Below are 20,526 nucleotides of genomic sequence, written 5' to 3' on the forward strand. Positions count from 1 at the left end.
TGTCACCGGCCTCCTGGCCGAAGCCACCCCTTCGCCCGCCCAGCCCACCCTCGACCTCAAGCTGCCGACCAGCACGGACGACGTGACGGCCTCCACCAAGCAGGCCGCGAGCTGGCTCGACCAGAACTGGCAGAGCTGGGTCGAGGGCGGTGTGCGGATCGTCTTCATCGTGGTCCTCGCCCTGGTGCTGCGCGCGGTCGTCCGCAAGCTGATTACCCAGCTGGTGTCGCGGATGGGCCGGCCCTCGGAGGACGAGGACGAGATGATGGGCCGCCTCGGCGGCCTGCTGGCGAACAGCGGGGTGGTGAACACCGAGCGCCGCCAGCAGCGGTCGGAGGCGATCGGCTCGGTGCTGCGCAGCGTGGCCTCGTTCACCATCCTCGGCACGGCGGCGCTGATGGTGCTGGCGGCGCTCGGGGTGAACCTGGCGCCGCTGCTGGCGAGTGCCGGTGTGGCCGGTGTGGCGATCGGTTTCGGCGCACGGAACCTGGTGACGGACTTCCTGTCCGGGGTCTTCATGATCATGGAGGACCAGTACGGCGTCGGGGACGAGATCGACACCGGGGTGGCCACCGGCACGGTGCTGGAGGTCGGCCTGCGGGTGACCAAGCTGCGCGGTGTGGGCGGCGAGATCTGGTACATCCGCAACGGCGAGGTGAAGCGGATCGCCAACATGAGCCAGGGCTGGGGCACCGCCACGGTGGACGTCCAGGTCGGCTACAAGGAGGACCTCCTCCGGGTCGAGGCGTTGATCACCGAGGCGGCCGAGCAGCTGTCCAAGGAGACCCCGTACGACGAGCTGATCTGGGGCCGGGCCAAGGTGCTGGGCGTGGACTCGGTGGCGACCGACTCGCTGGTGCTGAAGGTCGAGGCGCGGACGACGCCGGGCAAGGCGGCGCAGGTCGCGCGGGCGCTGCGGCAGCGCGTGAAGCAGGCCTTCGACGAGGCCGGGGTGAAGCTCAAGGAGGAGGCGGTGACGGCGTCGGCGACGCCGGCCGCGGCCGTCCCGGTCGCGGAGATCGCGGCGCCCTCGGCGCTGTCGGACCCGCTGTCGCCGCAGTCCGCCGCCGTGAAGCCGATCCCGGCGCAGCCGGTGGAGTAGCCGCCGCCGGCGCCTCGCAGCAGGGCCCCGTTCCCCGGGTGGGAGCGGGGCCCTTCGCGTACCCGGGGTAACGCTTCGACATCAGGTCATTGACACCTGCTCCGGCCGGGATCTACGGTCCTCTCGAAGCAATTGGAAACTTTCCTAACAGTTCACCGTGTCACCTGCCGGACCCGCGGGTGACCCGGCCCCGCCCGCAGAGGAGGATCGAGCCGTGACCGACACCACCCGACCCCCGCTCGCCGGCACCCCGAGCCTGCTCCGCGCGATCAACGACCGCGCCGCCCTGGAGCTGCTGCTCGCCAACGGCCCGCTCTCCAGAACCCAGATCGGCACCCTGACCGGCCTCTCCAAGCCCACCGCCTCCCAGCTGCTGACCCGGCTGGAGGCCGCCGGGCTGGTCGTCCCGGTCGGCACCACCGCGGGCGGCCCCGGGCCGAACGCGCAGCTGTACCAGGTCAACCCGGCCGCCGGCTACGTCGCCGGACTCGACGTCACCACCAGCCACGTGCGGATCGGCGTCGCCGACATCACCGGCACCACCCTCGCCGAGCACCAGGTCGCCACCCGGGGCTGGTCCGCGGCCGGCACCGTCGAGAAGGTCGGCGAGGCGGTCGCCGAGGCCGTCCGGCAGGCCGGACTCGCCCCCGGCAGCCTCCACCAGATCGTCATCGGCGTGCCCGGCGCCCTCGACCCCGCCACCGGCAAGCTCCGCTACGCCTCCCACCTGCCCGGCTGGCACTCCCCCCGGCTGCTCGACGACCTCGCGGCCGCGCTGGGCACCCCGTTCTCGATCGAGAACGACGTCAACCTGGCCGCCATCGCCGAGCAGGCCTTCGGCGCCGCGCACGGCTGCGAGGACTTCGTCCTGCTCTGGGCCGAGGAGGGCATCGGCGCCGCGATCGTCATCGCCGGCCGGCTGCACCGCGGCTTCACCGGCGGCGCCGGCGAGGTCGGCTACATGCCGGTGCCGGGCGCCCCCGTCGTCCGCGACGTGCGGCGGCGCAACTCCGGCGGTTTCCAGGAGCTGGCCGGCGCCGACGCCGTGCTGGAGCTCGCCGCCGCGCACCGGCTCGCGGCGGCCACGGCCGAGGAGGCCGTCGTCCGCGCCCTGGAGACCCCCGGCGACGGCGACGCCTTCCTCGCGGAGCTCGCCGAGCGGATCGCCGTCGGCCTCGCCGTCATCGTCTCCGTCGTCGACCCCGAACTGCTGGTCCTCTCCGGTGGCATCCCCACCGCCGGCGGCGAGCGGCTGCGCGCCCTCGTCCAGGACTCGCTCGCGCTGATCTCCATCCCCCGTCCCGAGGTGCGCCGCAGCGCCGTCCCGGGCTCCCCCGTCCTGCACGGCGCGCTCCAGCGCGCCCTGGCCACCGCCCGGGAAGCGGCCTTCACGACCCACTGACCGGTGCACCCGCTGACCCGCCGCCCCCGGCCGGCACCCCCGCCGGCCCCGCACCACCGTCACCACCGCCACGCAACCGTCTCCCGCGCACGGGCCGAGGGGCGATGCCCCCTGCCCGCGTACCCCCAGGAGGACCCGAAGTGCACACCCCGCGCAGAACCCGCCGCACGCTCGCCGCCGCCACCGGCGCCGCCGCCTGCCTCGCCCTGCTCTCCGCCTGCACCGGCACCCCCCAGGGCGGCGCGGACGACGGCTCCGCCGAGGGCAAGGACGTCACCATCACCTTCTGGCACGGCTGGAGCCAGGAGAACGAGACCAAGGCGATCGGCGAGAACATCGCCGCCTTCGAGAAGCTCCACCCCAACATCCACGTCAAGGTGGTCGGCAACATCGCCGACGACAAGAGCGAGCAGGCGCTGCGGGCCGGCGGCGCGGACGCCCCCGACGTGGTCTCCTCGTTCACCACCGACAACGTCGGCAAGTTCTGCTCCGCCAAGGTCTGGGCCGACCTCACGCCCTACCTGAGGAAGGACGGCATCGACCCGGCGAAGACCTTCCCGGCCGCGATGCTCTCCTACAGCGGCCACCAGGGCAACCAGTGCTCGCTGCCGCTGCTCGGCGACGCCTACGGCCTCTACTACAACAAGACCGCCTTCGCCGCGGCCGGCATCACCGCCCCGCCGAAGACCTTCGGCGAGTTCGAGGCGGACGCCGTCAAGCTGACCGTCGCCAAGGGCGACGGGTACCAGCAGCTCGGCTTCATGCCGAACTACCACGGCTACGAGTCCACCCCCTCGCACTTCCTCGGCCAGTACGGCGCCGGCTACTTCGGCAAGGACGGCCGGTCCGACATAGCCACCGACCCGAAGGTCGCCGCGATGCTCACCTGGCAGAAGGGCCTGGTCGACAAGCTCGGCGGCTTCGAGAAGCTGGAGAAGTACCGCACCGGCTTCGGCGACGAGTTCAGCGCCAAGAACCCCTTCACCACCGGCCAGGTCGCGATGGCCATCGACGGCGAGTGGCGCACCGCCTCGCTCGCCGAGGACAAGCCCGCCTTCGAGTGGGCCACCGCGCCCTTCCCCGTCCCGGACGACCAGGCCGCCACCTACGGCCGCGGCTACCAGACCGGCACGATCATCGGCATCGCCAACGGCAGCCGCAAGCAGGCCGCCGCCTGGCAGCTCGTCAAGTACCTGACCACCGACACCGACGCGGTCGTCGGTTTCGCCAACGCCATCCACAACGTGCCCAGCACCTTCGCCTCGCTCGACTCCCCCAAGCTCGACGCCGACGCGAACTTCCGCACCTTCCTGGCCATCGCGAAGAACCCGAACTCCTCCACCACGCCCGCCTCGGTCAACGGCGGCGCCTACCAGGTCTCGCTGCAGAACCTCGGCTACGAGTACGAGTCCGGCCGGCTGACCGACCTGAAGGCCGGGCTCGCCGCCACGGCCAAGGAGATCGACACCGCCATCGACCAGGCCAAGTGACGGACCGGCCATGGCACTTCTCGACACACCCCGGCCGGCGGCGCTGCGCCGCAAGCGCCGCCGGGAGACGGGCCGCACACTCGCCTTCCTCTCCCCCTGGCTGATCGGCTTCGGGCTGTTCTTCGCCTACCCGCTGATCTCCACCGCGTACTTCTCGTTCATGAAGTACGACGGCTTCACCGCCCCGACCTTCAACGGCCTGAAGAACTGGACCTACCTCTTCCAGCACTACCCGTTCTTCTGGCAGGGCCTGCGCAACACCCTGTGGCTGGTGGTCGTCATGGTCACCCTGCGGGTCGCCTTCGGGCTCGGCGTCGGCGTGCTCATCACCAAGGTGAAGACCGGCGCCGGCCTCTTCCGCACCGCCTTCTACCTGCCCTACCTGGCCCCGCCGGTGGCCGCCACGATGGCCTTCGCCTTCCTGCTCAACCCCGGCACCGGCCCGGTCAACCACCTGCTCGGGGAGCTCGGCCTGCCGCAGCCCGGCTGGTTCACCGACCCCGACTGGTCCAAGCCCGCGCTCACCCTGCTGGCGATGTGGGGCGTCGGCGACCTGATGGTGATCTTCATGGCGGCCCTGCTCGACGTGCCGAAGGAGCAGTACGAGGCCGCCGAACTCGACGGCGCCGGCCCCTGGCAACGGTTCCGCTTCGTCACCCTGCCGAACATCACCCCGATCGTGCTGTTCGCCGTGGTCACCGGGGTGATCCAGACCATGCAGTACTACACGCAGGCGATCGTCGCCGGGAAGGTCGCCAGCGGTGTCATCGGCGGCTCCGGCCAGCAGTTCGAGCCCGGCTACCCGCACGGCTCCACCTGGACCCTGCCGCAGATGGTCTACAACCTGGGCTTCCAGCGCTTCGACACCGGCACCGCCTGCGCCGCCGCCCTCGTCCTGTTCGCGATCTCGACGGCCTTCACCGCCCTGCTGCTGCGGCGCGGCGCCGGCCTGGTGGAGGACTGAGCCATGACCCTCAACCCCGCGCTCCCGCTGCCCGCCGCCGCCCGCACGGCCGCGGCCCGTACCGCCCGGCGCCGCGCGGCGCTCGAGTGGGTCGCCGTGCACTCGCTGGCCATCGCCGCCGCGCTGTTCTTCCTGCTGCCCTTCGTCTTCGTGCTGCTCACCTCGGTGATGAGCGACCGCCAGGCGCTCACCTCCGACCTGTGGCCGACGAGTTGGCACTGGGGGAACTACGCCCAGGTCTGGCGCACCCCCGGCTTCCTCACCTGGTGGCGCAACAGCCTGCTGTACGCGGGCCTCGGCACCCTGCTCACCGTCGTCTCCAGCCTGCCGGTGGCGTACGCGCTCGCCAAGTTCCGCTTCCGCGGCCGCCGGCTCGCCCTGATGGCGGTGGTCTCGATGATGATGCTGCCGCCGCAGGTCACGGTGATCCCGATGTACCTGTTCTGGGCCAAGCAGCTCCACCTGACGGGCTCGCTCTGGCCGCTGGTGGTGCCGATGGCCTTCGGCGACGCCTTCTCGATCTTCCTGCTGCGGCAGTTCCTGCTCACCGTGCCGAACGAGTACCTGGAGGCCGCCCGGATCGACGGCTGCGGGGACGTCCGCACGCTGCTGCGGGTGGTGCTCCCGATGGCCCGGCCGGCCATCGCCGCGGTCGCGCTCTTCCAGTTCTTCTACTGCTGGAACGACTACTTCGGCCCGCAGATCTACGCCAGCGAGAACCCGGGCGCCTGGACGCTCAGTTACGGCCTGGAGTCCTTCAAGGGCGCCCACCACACCGACTGGAACCTCACCATGGCGGCCACCCTGCTGGTGATGGCGCCGGTGATCATCCTCTTCTTCTTCGCACAGAAGGCCTTCATCGAAGGCGTGACACTGACAGGGGTCAAGGGCTGATGTCCGCACTGAAGTTGGCAATCGTCGGCGGCGGTTCCACCTACACGCCCGAGCTGATCGACGGCTTCGCCCGGCTGCGGGACACCCTGCCGATCGGCGAGCTCGTCCTGGTCGACCCCGCCGCCGACCGGCTGGACCTGATCGCCGGCCTCGCCCGGCGGATCTTCGCCAAGCAGGGCCACGACGCCGTCGTCACCACCGCGGCCGACGTCGCCACCGGGGTGCGGGACGCCGACGCCGTCCTGCTGCAGTTGCGGGTCGGCGGCCAGGCCGCCCGCAACGAGGACGAGACGTGGCCGCTGGAGTGCGGCTGCGTCGGCCAGGAGACCACCGGCGCGGGCGGGTTGGCGAAGGCGCTGCGCACCGTGCCGGTGGTGCTGGACATCGCCGAGACGGTCCGCCGGGCCAACCCGGACGCCTGGATCGTCGACTTCACCAACCCGGTCGGCATCGTCACCCGCGCCCTGCAGACCGCCGGCCACAAGGCCGTCGGTCTGTGCAACGTGGCGATCGGCTTCCAGCGGAAGTTCGCCGCGCACCTCGGCGTCGCCCCCGAGCGCGTCCGGCTGGACCACGTCGGCCTCAACCACCTCACCTGGGAGCGCGGCGTCACCCTGCTCGACGCCCCCGGCGCCGCCACCGGCCGCGAGGTGCTGCCCGAACTGCTCGCCGGCCACGGCGAGGCGATCGCCGCCGACCTGCACCTGCCGCCCGACGTGATCCGCCGGCTCGGCGTCGTGCCCTCCTACTACCTGCGCTACTTCTACCAGCACGACCTGGTGGTCGAGGAGTTGAAGGAGAAGGGCTCGCGGGCCGCCGAGGTCGCCGCGATCGAGCGGCAGCTGCTGGAGATGTACGCCGACCCGGCGCTCGACACCAAGCCCGAACTGCTCGGCAGTCGCGGCGGCGCCTTCTACTCGGAGGCCGCCGTCCAGCTGATCGCCGCCCTGCTCGGCACGGACGGCACCACCGGGGTGCAGGTGGTCAACACCCGCAACGACGGCATCCTGCCGTTCCTGCCCGACGACGCGGTGATCGAGGTGCCTGCCGAGGTCGACCCGCGGGGCGTGCGGCCGCTGCCGCAGCGCCCGGTCGAACCGCTGTACGCGGGCCTGATCGCCGCCGTCACCGCCTACGAGCACCTGGCGCTGGAGGCGGCCCTCAAGGGCGGCCGGGACCGGGTCTTCGACGCCCTGCTCGCCCACCCGCTGGTCGGCCAGCTCGACCTCGCCGACCGCCTCACCGACCGGCTGATCGCCCACAACCGCGCCCACCTCGGCTGGGCGTGACGCGACGATGACCGCCTCGCACCACCCCGGGGGAAACCGATGAACCGTCAGCCCGACGGGCAGCTTCCCGGCGTCCTCGCCGTCGATGCCGGGAACAGCAAGACCGACGTGGCGCTGGTCGCCGCCGACGGCACGGTGCTCGGCACCGCCCGCGGCGGCGGCTTCCAGCCGCAGCTCGACGGCGCCGACGAGGCCATCGGCGGCCTCGCCCCGCTGGTCGAGCAGGCCGCCGCGCAGGCCGGGCTGAGACCGGGCACCCCGGTGGCCGCCCATGTCTCGGCCTGCCTCGCCAACGCCGACCTGCCGGTGGAGGAGGAACGGCTGCTGGCCGCACTGGAGGCCCGCGGCTGGGGCACCACCAGCGCCGTCGCCAACGACACCTTCGGCCTGCTGCGGGCCGGCACCGACGGCCCGCGCGGGGTCGCCGTGGTCTGCGGCGCCGGCATCAACTGCGTGGGCCTGCTGCCGGACGGGCGCACCGCGCGCTTCCCCGCCCTCGGCCGGCTCACCGGCGACTGGGGCGGCGGCGGGGGGCTGGCCGCCGAGGCGATGTGGCACGCCACCCGGTCCGAGGACGGCCGCGGCACGCCGACCGCGCTCGCCGCGGCGATCGGAGCGCACTTCGGGCTGGCCTCCGCGGCCGCGGTCGCCGAGGGGATGCACCTCGGCGAGATCGCGCAGGAGCGGCTGCACGAGATCGTGCGGGTGCTGTTCGCCGCCGCCGAGGCCGGCGACCAGGTCGCGCTCGGCCTGGTCGACCGGCAGGCCGACGAGATCGTCCGCTTCGCCGCCGTCGCGCTGCGGCGGCTCGACCTGCTGGACGAGCCCGTCCCGGTGGTGCTCGGCGGCGGTGTGCTCGCGGCCCGGCTGCCGCTGCTGGTCGACAACGTGACGGCCCGGCTGGCCGCCGCCGCGCCGCTCGCCGAACCGCGGATCGTGGTCGCGCCGCCCGTCCTCGGCGCGGCCCTGCTCGGCCTCGACCGGATCGGCGCCGGCGAGCGGGCGCAGCAGCGGCTGCGGGCCGCGTACGAGCCGGTGCACTCGGCGGCCGCCTGACTGTCAATCGCCCGCTCGCGGGTGCCGCCTTCCGAACTCCCGCCGCCGTCCCCGCGGTCCGCACACCGCGGGGGCGGCGGTGGGCCCGTTCCCCGGGCCGGAGAGGTGGCCGTCCGGTTAAGAGCCGGTCAAGAATTCCCGCCCGGGGGTTTGAACGTTGATCGGACGGTCCGACGAACGCTACGCTCCCGGCTTCGTACCGGCGCCCGTCCACGGGGCGCCCACCCGATCCCCAGGGGGAAACGCCAGATGGCGATCCGTAAGTCCACCATGCAGGAGCAGGTCGCCGAGGCGATCGCCGCGATCGAGCCGAACGACCGGCCCGTCGTGACCTTCCACACCGTCACCGGCCCGAGCCCGTGGCTGATGAGCCAGCTCGGCCTGATCGGCCAGCTCTTCGTGAAGTACTACTTCGTCACCCTCACCGAGCGCGTGGTCGTCGTCCACCGCGCCTCGCGGATGAGCAACCGCCCGCAGGAGCTGGTGCACGTGGTGCCGCTGGAGCAGGCGCGCACCCTGATCACCGAGGTCAAGCGGGCCACCATGTGGAGCTCGATGCAGTTCCACTTCCCCGGCGAGGAGAAGCCGACCCGCCTGAACGTCGCCCGCTACTGGCGCACCGAGCTCGACCAGTTCGTGCCCGCGCTGACCGGCGTGCAGATCGCCGGCTGACGCCGCCCGCCGACGCGCCGGAGGCCGGGACCGCGGTGGTCCCGGCCTCCGGCGCGTGTCCGGCGCCCGGCTCAGAGGTGCTCGTCCGCCCAGACGGCGAGGATCTTCGCGCAGGCGTCCACCGACTCGCGCCAGGTGCGGGCGGCGCCGTCGCCGGCCTCGTCGCTGACGTACTTGACCAGCCGCACCGGCACCCCGGCCCGGCGGGCGACGGTGGCGAGCGCGTAGCCCTCCATGTCGACCAGGTCGGCCTGCGCGGCGAGCCGCTCGCGGGCCGCCGGGTCCGAGACGAACAGGTCGCCGGTGGCCAGGGTCGGGCCGACGCCGTCGGTGAGGTCGATCGGGGCGCCGTAGCTGCGGCCGGTCAGCTCGCGCAGCACCGGGGTGTCGATGTCGTGCTGCAGCACCCGGGCGATCTCGTGGGTGGTGCCGGCCAGCCCGGGACGGAGCGCGCCCGCGGTGCCGAGGTTGACCACCTCCGCCGGCCGGGCGCCCTGGGCCAGCACGGTGGCCAGCGCGGCCGTGGAGTTGATCTTGCCGATGCCGGTCAGCAGCACCGGCAGGCGGTCACCGAGGTGGGCCGCCTCCTCCCGGACGGCGACGACGAGCAGCGGGCGGTCCGGGAGGATGGTTCCGATCAGACGCATGGCCCCCATGCTAAAGGCCGGTCCGCCGGGACCCGACCGGGCACGGCAGCCGGTTCCCGTCACGGCCGGAGCGTGCGGCGGCGCCGGGCGAAGTACGCACGGGCAGGGCGAAGCGCGCACAGAACGTCCGCGTTCGGGTGGATCGGCCCATTGGCGCAAGCTCAAGATCGGCACAACTCGCGTGTGACCGTCACATTCGGCGGCCATACTGCTGGCATCGGGGGCCCCGGCATCGGACGGGGCACAGGGGGAGGGGTGGGGCGGGTGACGAGACCGGCGGTCATCGAGGGGACGGCGCCGCTGCCGTCGCCGGGCGGACGCGGCGCCGCGGCACGACTGCCCGGGCTGCAGGACGCCGGCGAGCGGCTGGCCGAGCTGAGACGGGCGGCCGGCACACCGCCGGGCCGGCTGCGGCTGGCCGGCGCGGCCCTGGTCGCACTGCTGCTGCTGTTCGGGGGGACGGCGGTCTGGCAGGCCGACCAGCGGGCCTCGGCCACCGACCGGGTGGTCGAGCACAGCCAGCCGCTCAGCCGGGACGCGGCGGAGGTCTACCGGTCGCTGGCCGACGCCGACACCACCGCGGCGAGCGGCTTCCTGCTCGCCGGCGACGAGCCGGCCGAGCTGCGCAAGCGGTACGAGGACGACCTCGCGACGGCCGCCGAGCTGCTCACCCGGGCGGCCGCCCGGACGGAGGCCAACTCCGAGGCACAGCGCCGGATCGACGAGCTGAACCGGCAACTCCCTCAGTACGCCGGCCTGGTGGAGACCGCTCGGGCGGACAACCGGCTGGGCCTGCCGCTCGGCGGCGCCTATCTGCGGTACGCCTCCGGGCTGATGCAGAACACCATGCTCCCGGCCGCCCAGCAGCTGGTCGCGGCGGAGTCCGGGCGGCTGGACGAGGACTTCGACGCCGCCGGGGCCCTGCCCGCGGCGGCCGTGCTGCTGGGGATCGTGGCGCTGGCCGCACTCGGCGGCTACCAGGTGCTGCTGTTCCGCCGCACCAACCGGGTGTTCAATCCGGGGCTGGTCGCGGCCTCGGCGGCCGTGCTGGCGGCGCTGGGGTGGCTGGTGGTCGGCTCGCTGGTCGCCTCCGGCTCGCTGGCGGCCGGCCGCAGCGGGGGCGCGGAGCCGCTGCGGGTGCTGGGCCAGGCCCGGACGGAGTCGCTGCAGGCGCGGGCCGCGGAGAACCTGAACCTGGTCGCCCGCGGTGCGAGCGACAGCTACGGCAAGCGCTGGCAGACCGTCACCGTGGCGCTCGGCGGGGCGCCCGCCCCGGGCGGCGGCAGGGCCGCCGGCGGCACCCTGGAGCGGGCGGCCGCCCTCGCACCCGCGGGCGAGGCCGGGCGCCGGCTGGACGCGGCCCGCAAGCAGTTCGCGCAGTGGGACGCACGGCACGACGCGGCCGCCGCGAGCGACTGGGCCGGCGACTACGAGGCGGCGCTGCGCGCCACCGTGGCGGTCGGCTCGGACGCCACCACGGACGCGGCCTGGGCCGCGATGGACCGGGAGTTGGCCGCGGCCGGCGCGGCCGAGCAGGCCCGCTTCGGGGCGGAGACCTCCGGGGTGGCCGGCGGGTACGAGGCACTCGCCGCGGGGGCGGCGGTGCTGGCCGTCCTGGCGGCGGTGGGCGTGGTCAGGGGCATCGGCCGCCGACTGGCCGAGTACCGGTGAGGGGGCGGGGGATGACGGTGCGTACGGTGACGGCCCGCGGCATGCGGGCGGGGGTGCTCGCCACAGTGGTCGCGGTCGCCGCCGGGCTGCTCGCGGGCGGCCCGGACGGGCGGGCGGCGCAGGACCCGCCGGTACAGGCGGCCCCGGCGGCGGCCGCGCTCGCGCCCGCCGCGGACTGCGACGTGACGAAGAGCGCGCCGCCCGCGGAGGACCCGAACGGGTCGGCGATCCGGCGGATCAGGCAGCGCGGCTCGCTGGTCGTCGGCGTCGACCAGAACAGCTTCAACTGGGGCTACCGCAACCCGCGCACCGGCCGGATCGAGGGCTTCGACATCGATCTGGCGCACGCGATCGCGGCCTCGGTGCTCGGCGACCCGGAGAGGATCACCTTCAGGACGGTGCCCACCGCCCGCCGGATCGACGCGATCAAGAACGGCGAGGTGGACCTGATCACCCGCACCATGACGATCACCTGCGACCGGCTGAAGGAGGTGGCGTTCTCCGTGCCGTACTTCCGCACCGGCCAGCAGGTCGTGGTGCCCCGCGCGGCGAAGGTGCCGTCGCTGGCCGCCGCGTTCAAGGGGCGGCGGGCGTGTGTGGCCGCGCAGTCCTCCTCCGAGGCGGAGCTCAAGCGGGACGCGCGCGGCACCAGCGCGGTGCGGGTGGTGGAGAACCAGCTGGACTGCCTGGTGCTGATGCAGCTCGGCCAGGTGGACACCACGCTCACCGACGGCGCGCTGGCCGCGGCGCAGGCCGCCCAGGACCCGACGGTGCAGGTGCTCGACGAGTCCATCTCCGACGCCTACATGGGGGTGGCGGTCAACAGGGCCGCGCCCGACCTGGTCGCGTGGGTGAACCAGGTGCTCGCGGAGTACCGCTCCGGCGGGGGGTGGCAGCGCAGCTACGCGCGCTGGCTGGCACCCACCATGGGTGCCTCGACCGCTCCGTACCTGCCGTAGTCTCGTCACCCCGTCACCCCGTCACCCGTCGTCCCGTCACCCCGTCATACGAGGCGCCGTCAACCGAGGGCGCCGTGCCGCAGCGCGCGGAAGGCGCCGAGGCGGCGCCGGGCGACCGCACCGGAGAGGAAGGACCGTTGGCAGGAACTGCCGGCCCGGCGATGAGCCGGGAGGAGGTGGACCGCGCGCTCGCGCGGCTGGGCGCCGAGCGCGACGCCGTGGAGGCTGCCCTGCTCGACCTGCAGGACCATCCAGGCCGTCGGCTGCTGGAGGGCGCCGCCCTCACCGGGCGGACCCGGGAGCGCTGGTCCGTCGCCGGGCAGGGCCTGTCCGTGCTGTGGACGCTGTTCGACCGCTACTCGGAGGCGCTGGCCTCGGCGCGGGCCGTCCGCTCGCGCCGCAACCGGCCGGGCTCCGCCGAGCTGGCGGAGCTCAGTGAGCTGCTCGGCGGCGCCTCGGTGACGGTCTCCGGCGGGCAGCTGCCGGACGGCGGTGCCCGGTTCGGCGCGCCGGCCCGGCTGGTCGAGCGGGTCAGCCTGGCCGATCTGCTGGAGCGGATGAACGCCTGGTACGCGGCGGTACTGGAGGTGGCGGCGGCGGCGGACGCGGTCTGGTCGGCGCTGCCCGCCCGGATCGACCTGCTGCTCGCCGAGCTTCACCGGGTGCAGATGCTGGCGCTGTCGGTGGGGGTGCGGCCGGGCGGCCACCCGCTGGCGGACGACCTCGCGGCGCTGGCCGAGGACCTGGCGGCGCAGCGCGCCGAGGTGGTCGCGGACCCGCTGGCGCTGTGGCGGCCGGCCCGGGTGCCGTCCCAGCGGGCACAGGAGGCGTCGGCGCCCGCGGTGGCGGCCGGCACGGTCGCCGGGGTGGTCGACACCTCGCGCTTCGACCGGGCGGGCCGGGCGCTGGACGACGTCCGGGTGGAGCTGGAGGGGCTGCTGCGGCTGCGCGACGAGTCGCACGAGCGGTTGCAGCAGGTCGGCGATCTGCTGCAGCGCGCCGACGCGACGCTCGCCGAGGCCCGGCGGGCCCGCGGCGAGGTGCTGGCGAAGATCGCCGCGACCGAGGTGCCGGCCGTGCCGGGCCCGGCCTCGGCGCTGCGCGAGCGGATCGGCCAGGCGGTGGAGCTGCAGCACGGCGGCCAGTGGTACCGGCTGGGTCCACTGCTGGACGCGCTGGAGGACGCGGCCGCCAAGGAGCTCGCCCGGGCCCGGCACTCGCTGACCGAGGTGGCCCAGCCGCTGGCGGTGCGGGCCGAGCTGCGCGGGCGGCTGGAGGCGTACAGGGCGATGGCGGCCCGGCTCGGGATCACCGAGGATCCGGAGGTCGTCGAGCGGTTCGAGAAGGCGCGCTGGCTGTTGTGGAGCGCGCCGTGCGATCTGCGCGCCGCGGCGGAGGCGGTCGCCCGCTTCCAGCAGGCGGTGCGGCCGGCACCCGCGCTGCCGGCCGGCCCGGGGGCCCCGGGCACGGCCGGTGTCGCGGACGGCGGGAACGGGCAGGACCACCAGGCCCCGGCGGTGCAGGACGGCCGGCCGGCGGGGGACGTTGAGGGGGGCGGCGAATCCGATGGGTGAGGCGTGCACGCGGCCGGACTGCTCCGGCGGCGGGGTGATCGACGCGGACGGCTACTGCGACGAGTGCGGCCTGGCCGCACCGGCGGGCAGCGGGTCCGCCGGGGCGTCCGGGGCGGGTTCCGGAGCAGGTTCGGGGAGGTCCACGGCGGGGGCCGGGACGTCCGGGGCGGGGGCGGGCGGCCCGGTGCGCTGCGCCCGGGACTGTCCGGGCACCGTCGACGCGGACGGCTACTGCGACGAGTGCGGGCTGGCCGCCGAGCCGGGCGGGTCGACCGCGCCGTACGTGCCCTCGGCCCGGGTCTCCCCCGACTCCGGCCGGTCCGTCCGGGCGGGGTCGTCCCGGACCGGCTCCGCGCGGACGCTGTCCGGCCGGTCCCGCTCGTACCGCTCGTCCCGGACGGGCGGCGGCCACTCGGTCTCGGTGCGCAGCAGCACCGGCAGCGCCGGCACCGGCCGGCGCGGCAACCTGGGCGCGGGCCTGGTGGCGGTGCCCGCGGTGCCGCGGCCCGACCCGGCGGCCGCCGTGCTGCAGAACCCCGAGGTGCCGGAGCGCAAGCGGTTCTGCTCCAAGTGCGACACGCCGGTCGGCCGCGCCAAGGGCGAGGTGCCGGGCCGCCCGGAGGGCTTCTGCACCAAGTGCGGCACGGTCTACTCGTTCACCCCCAAGCTGCGCCGCGGCGACCTGGTCGGCGGCCAGTACGAGGTGGTGGGCTGCCTGGCGCACGGCGGCCTCGGCTGGATCTACCTGGCGATCGACCGCCGGGTCAGCGACAAGTGGGTGGTGCTCAAGGGCCTGTTGGACACCGGTGACGAGGACGCGCTGGCGGTCGCCCTGGCCGAACGCCGCTTCCTCGCCGAGGTGGACCACCCGAACATCGTCCGCATCATCAACTTCGCCGAGCACCCGGACATGCGGACGGGCGCCTCGGACGGCTACATCGTGATGGAGTACGTCGGCGGCAAGTCGCTCAAGGACATCGCCAACGAGCGCCGCACCCCGGACGGCCGGCGCGACCCGCTGCCGGTCGAGCAGGCGATCGCGTACGCGCTGGAGGCGCTGCCCGCGCTCGGCTACCTGCACGCCCGCGGGCTGGTGTACTGCGACTTCAAGATCGACAACGTGATCCAGAGCGAGGACTCGCTCAAGATCATCGACATGGGCGCCGTCCGCCGCTTCGACGACGACGGCCCGATCTACGGCACCGTCGGCTACCAGGCACCCGAGATCGCCACCGACGGACCGTCACCCGCCTCCGACCTCTACACCGTGGCCCGCACCCTGGCCGTGCTCAGCTTCGACTTCCGCGGCTACGACGGCACCCACCGGTACGACCTGCCCGGCCCCGAGGAGGTGCCGCTGCTCGACCGGTACGAGTCGTACTACCGGCTGCTGGTCCGGGCCACCGACCCCGACCCGGCACGCCGCTTCGGCTCCGCCGAGGAGATGGCCGACCAGCTCACCGGCGTCCTGCGCGAGGTGCTCGCGCTGCAGGACGGCCGACCGCGGCCCGCACTCTCCACCCTGTTCGGACCCGAGGTGCGGGTGGTGGACACCGAACTCGCCACCCAGCCGCTGGACGCGGCCGCCGCCGCACTCGCGCTGCCGGTACCCCGGGTCGACACCGCCGACCCCAACGCCGGCTTCCTCGCCGCACTCGCCGGCACCGCCCCGGGCGAGGCGCTGGCCGCCCTGGCCACCGCCCCCGCCCCCTCCCCGGAACTCCGGCTGCGGGCCCTGCGCGCCCACCTGGAACTCGGCGACCCGGAGGCCGCCGGCCACGACCTGGAGGCCGTCGAGCAGGACCACCCCGGGGACTGGCGGGTCGTCTGGTACCGCGGCCTCACCGCGCTCGCCGCCGGCCGGACCGAGGCCGCCGCCGAGGCCTTCGACGCGCTCTACGACGCCTTCCCGGGCGAGGCCGCCCCCAAGCTGGCCCTCGCCCTCTGCGCCGAGCTGCTCGGCAACGGCGAGGACGCCGCCGAGTTCTACCGCCTGGTCGCCACCACCGACCGCGGCTACGTCTCCGCCGCCTTCGGGCTGGCCCGGGTCCGCCTCGCGGACGGCGACCGGGCCGGCGCGGTCGCCGCCCTGGAGGCGGTGCCGGACGCCTCCGCGCACCACACCGCCGCCCGGATCGCCGCCGTCCGGGCCCGGCTGCGCGACCGCCCGGCGACCGACCCGCTCGGCCCCGACCTGACCGACTGCTCCACGCAGATCACCGCGCTCGGCCTGGACGCCCGGCGGCGCGAGGAGCTCTCCGTCGAGCTGCTGGACGCCGCCCTCGGCTGGGTCGTCGCGGGCCGCCCGGACGCCGCGGGGAAGGCCGCCGCGGGCACCGCGGACACGGCGTACGAAGTGCTCGGACATCCTGTCGACGAACGGGAACTGCGCTTCGCCCTGGAGCACTCCTACCGGGTGCTGGCACGGTTGTCCGACCGCGCCGAAACAAGGATCGAGATGGTGGAGCGGGCCAACCGGGCCCGCCCACGGACGTGGGTGTGAGCAATGCCGCAGCAGCAGACCGTGTGCCCGAGCTGTGCCGAGCCGCTGGACCCCGACGACGCCTTCTGCGGCGCGTGCGGTCGTAGCACCGCCGGACCCGCGGCGCCCGCCGAGGCCCGGACGGTGAGCGACCGGCGCGCCCCCGGCAGCACGCTGCCCGACCCGGCCCCGGCCGGTCCGGCGGCCGGCGCCTGCGCGCACTGCGGGGCGGCCGGGGTCACCGCCGACGGGTACTGCGAGTCCTGCGGCAAGGCCCAGCCGCGGCCGCGGGACCACCAGGAGCGGGCGATGGCCGGCGTGGCCGGCGTCAGCGACCGCGGCCTGCGCCACCACCGCAACGAGGACGCCTTCACCATCGCCGGCACCTCGCTGCCCGGCGGCCGGCCCGCCGTCGTCGCCGTGGTCTGCGACGGCGTCTCCTCCTCCGCCCGCCCGGACGAGGCCTCCGCGACCGCCGTGGACGCCGCCTCCGAGTCACTGCTCAGCTCGCTCGAGCGCGGCGACGACCCGTCGACCGCGATGCGCCGCGCCATCGCCGACGCGGCCCGGGCGGTCACCGAACTCGCCTACGACGACAAGAGCCGGGCCCGGCCGGGCGACTTCAACGCGCCCGCCTGCACCTACGTCAGCGCGATCTCCGCCGACGGCCTGGTCACCATCGGCTGGGTCGGCGACACCCGGGCGTACTGGATCCCGGACGACCGCGAGTCCGCCGAGCCCTACCGGCTCACCGAGGACGACTCCTGGGCCGCCCGGATGGTCGCCGCCGGGCTGATGGGCGAGGCCGAGGCGTACGCCGACCCGCGGGCGCACGCCATCACCGGCTGGCTCGGCGCGGACGCCGAGGAGCTGCTGCCGCACACCGTCTCGTTCACCCCGCACGTGCCGGGCGTGGTGCTGATCTGCACCGACGGCCTGTGGAACTACGCCGAGGCCGCCACCGACCTCGCCTTCTTCGTCCGGGCCGACGCCCGGACGCAGCCGCTGGCCGCGGCCCGGTCGCTGGTCGACTTCGCGGTCACCGCGGGCGGGCACGACAACATCACCGTCGCCGTGCTGCCGATCACCCCGGGCGACGCCGGGCACGAGCCCACCCTGCTCGACCTGCCGGTGCAGCGGCCCGCCGCCGAGGCATCCCCGGCCCCCGCGGTGGCCGGCACGGGGCACGACGCCACGCTGCCGGACGGACCGCCCCCGGCTCCGCCCGCTCCGCCCGCGCCAGCCGCCCCGGTCGCACCGCCGATGCCGGCCTTCCCGCCGACCGCACCCGCGCCCCTCGACTGATCCCGGCCGCACCGACCGACCGACAACAACCGAGCACGACCGGGCACGACCGCCCGCGCCCTGCCGCGCGGGCGCCACCCGACGACGAGCACACCCGACCCGACCCGACCGACCGCCCTGCCCGCCCTGCCCGCCCGCTCGACAGGAGCCCTCAGCCCATGGCAAGTCTGTCCAAGCCGAACGCGCCCCGATTCGACGTCGACATCTTCCAGAACGAGTACCTCGCCGAGGGCGCCCGCGAGGTCAACGCGATCGTCACCGTCACCGCCACCGGCGGCGGCACCTCGGGCGGCCGGCTCGCCACCTCCGGGGACGGCGGGGACGCCGCCGTGGTGATCATGATCGACTGCTCCGGCTCGATGGACCACCCCGCCGCGAAGATGCGCAACGCCCGTGAGGCGACGGCAGCCGCCATCGACACCCTGCGCGACGGCGTCGCCTTCGCCGTGGTCGCCGGCACCCACGAGGCCAAGGAGGTCTATCCGGGCGGCGGCGAGCTGGCGGTCGCCGACCCGTCCACCCGGGCCGCCGCCAAGACCGCGCTGCGCCGGCTGACGCCGATGGGCGGCACCGCGATCGGCACCTGGCTGGCCCTCGCCCACCAGCTGTTCGACAGCCGCCCGGAGCGCTCCATCCGGCACGGCATCCTGCTCACCGACGGGCGGAACGAGCACGAGAAGCCCGCCGAGCTGCAGGCCGTCCTCGACCGGGCCGCCGGCGCCTTCACCGCGGACTGCCGCGGCGTGGGCACCGACTGGGAGGTCGACGAGCTGCGCCGGATCTCCTCGGCGCTGCTCGGCACCGTCGACATCGTCGCCGAGCCCTCCGGTCTGGCGGACGACTTCCGGGCGATGATGTCCACCGCCATGGGCAAGCAGGTGGCGGACGTCGCCCTGCGGATCTGGACCCCGGCCAACGCCGTGGTGAAGTACGTCAAGCAGGTCGCCCCGGCCGTCGAGGACCTCAGCGGCCGCCGCGCCGAGGCCGGCCCGCGGGCCGGCGACTACCCGACCGGTTCCTGGGGCGACGAGAGCCGCGACTACCACGTGTGCGTCGAGGTTCCGGCCGCCTCCGTCGGCGACGAGATGCTGGCCGCCCGGATCAGCCTGGTGCTGCCGCGCGCCGACGGCACCGCCGAGACGCTGTCGCAGGGACTCGTCCGCGCGGTGTGGACCGACGACCTGGCCTCCTCGACCCGGATCAACCAGCAGGTGGCCCACTACACCGGCCAGGCCGAGCTGGCCTCCTCGATTCAGGAGGGCCTCGCCGCCCACCGCGCCGGGGACGTCGACCGGGCCACCGCCAAGCTGGGCGCGGCCGTCCGGCTCGCCCACGCGACCGGCAACGACGGCACGTTCCGCCTCCTGGAGAAGGTGGTCGACGTCGTGGACGCGCGGGAGGGTACGGTTCGATTCCGTAAGAACGTGAGCGAGGCCGACTCGATGACACTCGAGACCCGGTCGACCAAGACCGTGCGAGTGAAGAGATGACCGGCCGACTGCCTGGGCCGGACCTGCTGATGTGGGGGATTTGATGCCGATCTGCCCTAGGGGCCATGAGTCGCAGGCCGAGGACTGGTGCGACTTCTGCGGCTTCCCGATGACTCCGCCGCCCGGTCTGGCCGTCCCGGGCGCCCCGCCGGCCGGCGGCTCGCCCTTCGGCGCGCCCGCCGGTCCCGGCTACCCGCCTCCCCCGCCCGCCTCGGCCCCGCCGGCCCCGCCCGCGGGCGCCGGCGGCGCGCCCGGCTACGGCGGCCGCGGCGGCTACGAGCGGCCGCCCTACGAGCCGTCCGGCCCCGAGGCGGGCTACGACCAGGGCTACGACCCCGGGTACGGGCAGCAGCCCTACGAGGAGCCCGCCCGCGAGCGGCGCGGCGGTCTCGGCGGGCTGTCCATCGGCGGCGGCTCCGCGCACGGACCTGCGCACGGCGGCCCGCCGCACGGGGCGCCGGCGCACGGGGGGCCGTCGCACGGCGGCTCGCCGGACATCACCGCCGGCCTGGTGACCTGCCCGATCTGCCGCACCCCGCAGACCGGCCGGTACTGCGAGGAGTGCGGCTACGACTACGACCTGTCCGCGCCCCAGCGGCCGCAGGCGCCCACGCCTCCCCCCGTGGCCCCGCCGACGGCTCCGCCGCCCCCGCCCGCCGGGCCCGGCGGCGGCTACGGCTACCCGCCGCCGTCCGGTGCCCCGGCGCCCGCCCCGTCCGGCTACCAGCCGCCCAGCCTGGAGAAGCAGGGCTTCGACCGGCCGGCCCCGGCACCCTTCGCCGAGCCCGACGGCTACGAGCGGACGGGACCGGTCTACGCCGAGCCCACCGGCGGCGACGGCTTCGGGACGTCCTTCCGGCTCGCCCCGCCCGGGCCCGGCCAGCAGGCACCGGGCCACGCCCCGGGCCGGCCCGCGCCCGGCGGGCCCCCGCACGGGCACCCGGGTGCCGGTCCGGCCGTGCCGCCGCCCCCGCCCCCGCCGACCCGCACCCAGTGGATCGCGGTGGTCAGCGCCGACCGGGACTACTTCGCCGACATGATGGTGCGCAGCGGCCCGGACGCGGCGGGGCTGTTCTTCCCGCCGTACTGCCCCGAGCGTCGCATCCCGCTGACCGGCCGCGGCCAGCTGCGGATCGGCCGGCGCAGTCAGCAGCGCGGCACCGTGCCGGAGATCGACCTGTCGGTGCCGCCGGAGGACCCTGGCGCCTCGCACCAGCACGCCATGCTCGCCGAGCAGCCCGACGGCAGCTGGGTGCTGGTGGACCAGGACTCGACCAACGGCACCACCATGAACGGCGGCGCCGACCCGGTGCCGCCGCACACCGCGATCCCGCTGAACGACGGCGACCGGATCCACATCGGCGCCTGGACGACGATCACGCTGCACCGCGCCTGACGGCCCGTCGGGGGGGGGGGGGGGGGGCCCCCCCCCCCCCCCCCCGGTGTTTTAGGGGTGGGTGGTTGTGATTAATACCCAAAAGGGAGGCCAGACCGGGATTGTAGTAGAGCTGGAGGGGGTGTATTGGGGC

Annotated in this window: 16 protein-coding genes; 15 read left to right on the forward strand and 1 reads right to left on the reverse strand. The window is 74.9% G+C overall.

What is annotated here, in order from left to right; genetic code table 11:
• The first annotated feature begins 61 nt into the window (after positions 1-61).
• The 8 genes from AB0P35_RS35640 to AB0P35_RS35675 all read left to right on the forward strand — a co-directional run bounded on the left by AB0P35_RS35640 (position 62) and on the right by AB0P35_RS35675 (position 8,869).
• Positions 62-1,102: a mechanosensitive ion channel family protein gene (locus AB0P35_RS35640; RefSeq protein ID WP_257019259.1), complete on the forward strand. Its 1,041-nt coding sequence runs from the start codon at positions 62-64 to the stop codon at positions 1,100-1,102.
• Between the two features lie 214 nt (positions 1,103-1,316).
• Positions 1,317-2,504, forward strand: a complete 1,188-nt coding sequence (locus AB0P35_RS35645) for an ROK family transcriptional regulator (protein ID WP_363519267.1) — start codon at positions 1,317-1,319, stop codon at positions 2,502-2,504.
• Between the two features lie 140 nt (positions 2,505-2,644).
• Complete coding sequence (locus AB0P35_RS35650; RefSeq protein WP_257019014.1) at positions 2,645-3,994, forward strand: extracellular solute-binding protein; 1,350 nt, start codon at positions 2,645-2,647, stop codon at positions 3,992-3,994.
• 10 nt (positions 3,995-4,004) lie between these two features.
• Entirely contained in the window at positions 4,005-4,958 is a 954-nt protein-coding gene (locus tag AB0P35_RS35655) for a sugar ABC transporter permease (RefSeq protein ID WP_363519271.1), read from the forward strand.
• Positions 4,959-4,961: 3 nt separating this feature from the next.
• Positions 4,962-5,852, forward strand: a complete 891-nt coding sequence (locus AB0P35_RS35660; protein ID WP_363519274.1) for a carbohydrate ABC transporter permease — start codon at positions 4,962-4,964, stop codon at positions 5,850-5,852.
• Between the two features lie 8 nt (positions 5,853-5,860).
• Positions 5,861-7,141, forward strand: coding sequence for a 6-phospho-beta-glucosidase (locus AB0P35_RS35665; protein ID WP_363519303.1), 1,281 nt, complete (start codon positions 5,861-5,863; stop codon positions 7,139-7,141).
• A gap of 39 nt (positions 7,142-7,180) precedes the next feature.
• The gene (locus AB0P35_RS35670; RefSeq protein WP_363519277.1) at positions 7,181-8,197 is read left to right on the forward strand and encodes a BadF/BadG/BcrA/BcrD ATPase family protein; all 1,017 of its coding nucleotides are present in this window, start codon (positions 7,181-7,183) and stop codon (positions 8,195-8,197) included.
• Between the two features lie 249 nt (positions 8,198-8,446).
• Positions 8,447-8,869 carry a hypothetical protein gene (locus AB0P35_RS35675; protein ID WP_095872813.1) on the forward strand — a complete coding sequence of 141 codons (423 nt, stop codon included), beginning with the start codon at positions 8,447-8,449 and terminating at the stop codon, positions 8,867-8,869.
• A gap of 71 nt (positions 8,870-8,940) precedes the next feature.
• Here the strand turns inward: AB0P35_RS35675 and AB0P35_RS35680 are convergent, their stop codons facing one another.
• Complete coding sequence (locus AB0P35_RS35680; protein ID WP_179419353.1) at positions 8,941-9,516, reverse strand: nucleosidase; 576 nt, start codon at positions 9,514-9,516, stop codon at positions 8,941-8,943.
• Between the two features lie 264 nt (positions 9,517-9,780).
• Between AB0P35_RS35680 and AB0P35_RS35685 the strand changes: the two genes are divergently transcribed.
• The 7 genes from AB0P35_RS35685 to AB0P35_RS35715 all read left to right on the forward strand — a co-directional run bounded on the left by AB0P35_RS35685 (position 9,781) and on the right by AB0P35_RS35715 (position 20,393).
• Positions 9,781-11,187 carry a CHASE3 domain-containing protein gene (locus tag AB0P35_RS35685; protein WP_363519282.1) on the forward strand — a complete coding sequence of 469 codons (1,407 nt, stop codon included), beginning with the start codon at positions 9,781-9,783 and terminating at the stop codon, positions 11,185-11,187.
• Between the two features lie 11 nt (positions 11,188-11,198).
• Positions 11,199-12,146, forward strand: a complete 948-nt coding sequence (locus AB0P35_RS35690; RefSeq protein ID WP_363519285.1) for a glutamate ABC transporter substrate-binding protein — start codon at positions 11,199-11,201, stop codon at positions 12,144-12,146.
• A 161-nt stretch (positions 12,147-12,307) separates the two neighbouring features.
• On the forward strand, positions 12,308-13,720 hold the full coding sequence (locus AB0P35_RS35695) for a hypothetical protein (protein ID WP_363519306.1): 1,413 nt from the start codon (positions 12,308-12,310) through the stop codon (positions 13,718-13,720).
• The gene (locus AB0P35_RS35700) at positions 13,713-16,223 is read left to right on the forward strand and encodes a tetratricopeptide repeat protein (protein ID WP_363519287.1); all 2,511 of its coding nucleotides are present in this window, start codon (positions 13,713-13,715) and stop codon (positions 16,221-16,223) included. Before AB0P35_RS35695 ends, AB0P35_RS35700 begins: the two co-directional genes overlap by 8 nt.
• Before the next feature lie 3 nt (positions 16,224-16,226).
• Complete coding sequence (locus AB0P35_RS35705; RefSeq protein ID WP_363519289.1) at positions 16,227-17,507, forward strand: PP2C family serine/threonine-protein phosphatase; 1,281 nt, start codon at positions 16,227-16,229, stop codon at positions 17,505-17,507.
• Between the two features lie 158 nt (positions 17,508-17,665).
• Positions 17,666-18,997, forward strand: a complete 1,332-nt coding sequence (locus AB0P35_RS35710) for a VWA domain-containing protein (RefSeq protein WP_363519292.1) — start codon at positions 17,666-17,668, stop codon at positions 18,995-18,997.
• Between the two features lie 43 nt (positions 18,998-19,040).
• Entirely contained in the window at positions 19,041-20,393 is a 1,353-nt protein-coding gene (locus AB0P35_RS35715; RefSeq protein WP_363519294.1) for an FHA domain-containing protein, read from the forward strand.
• Positions 20,394-20,526: the final 133 nt, after the last annotated feature.

The organism is Kitasatospora sp. NPDC085879 (assembly GCF_040686255.1).
Classification (GTDB): domain Bacteria; phylum Actinomycetota; class Actinomycetes; order Streptomycetales; family Streptomycetaceae; genus Kitasatospora.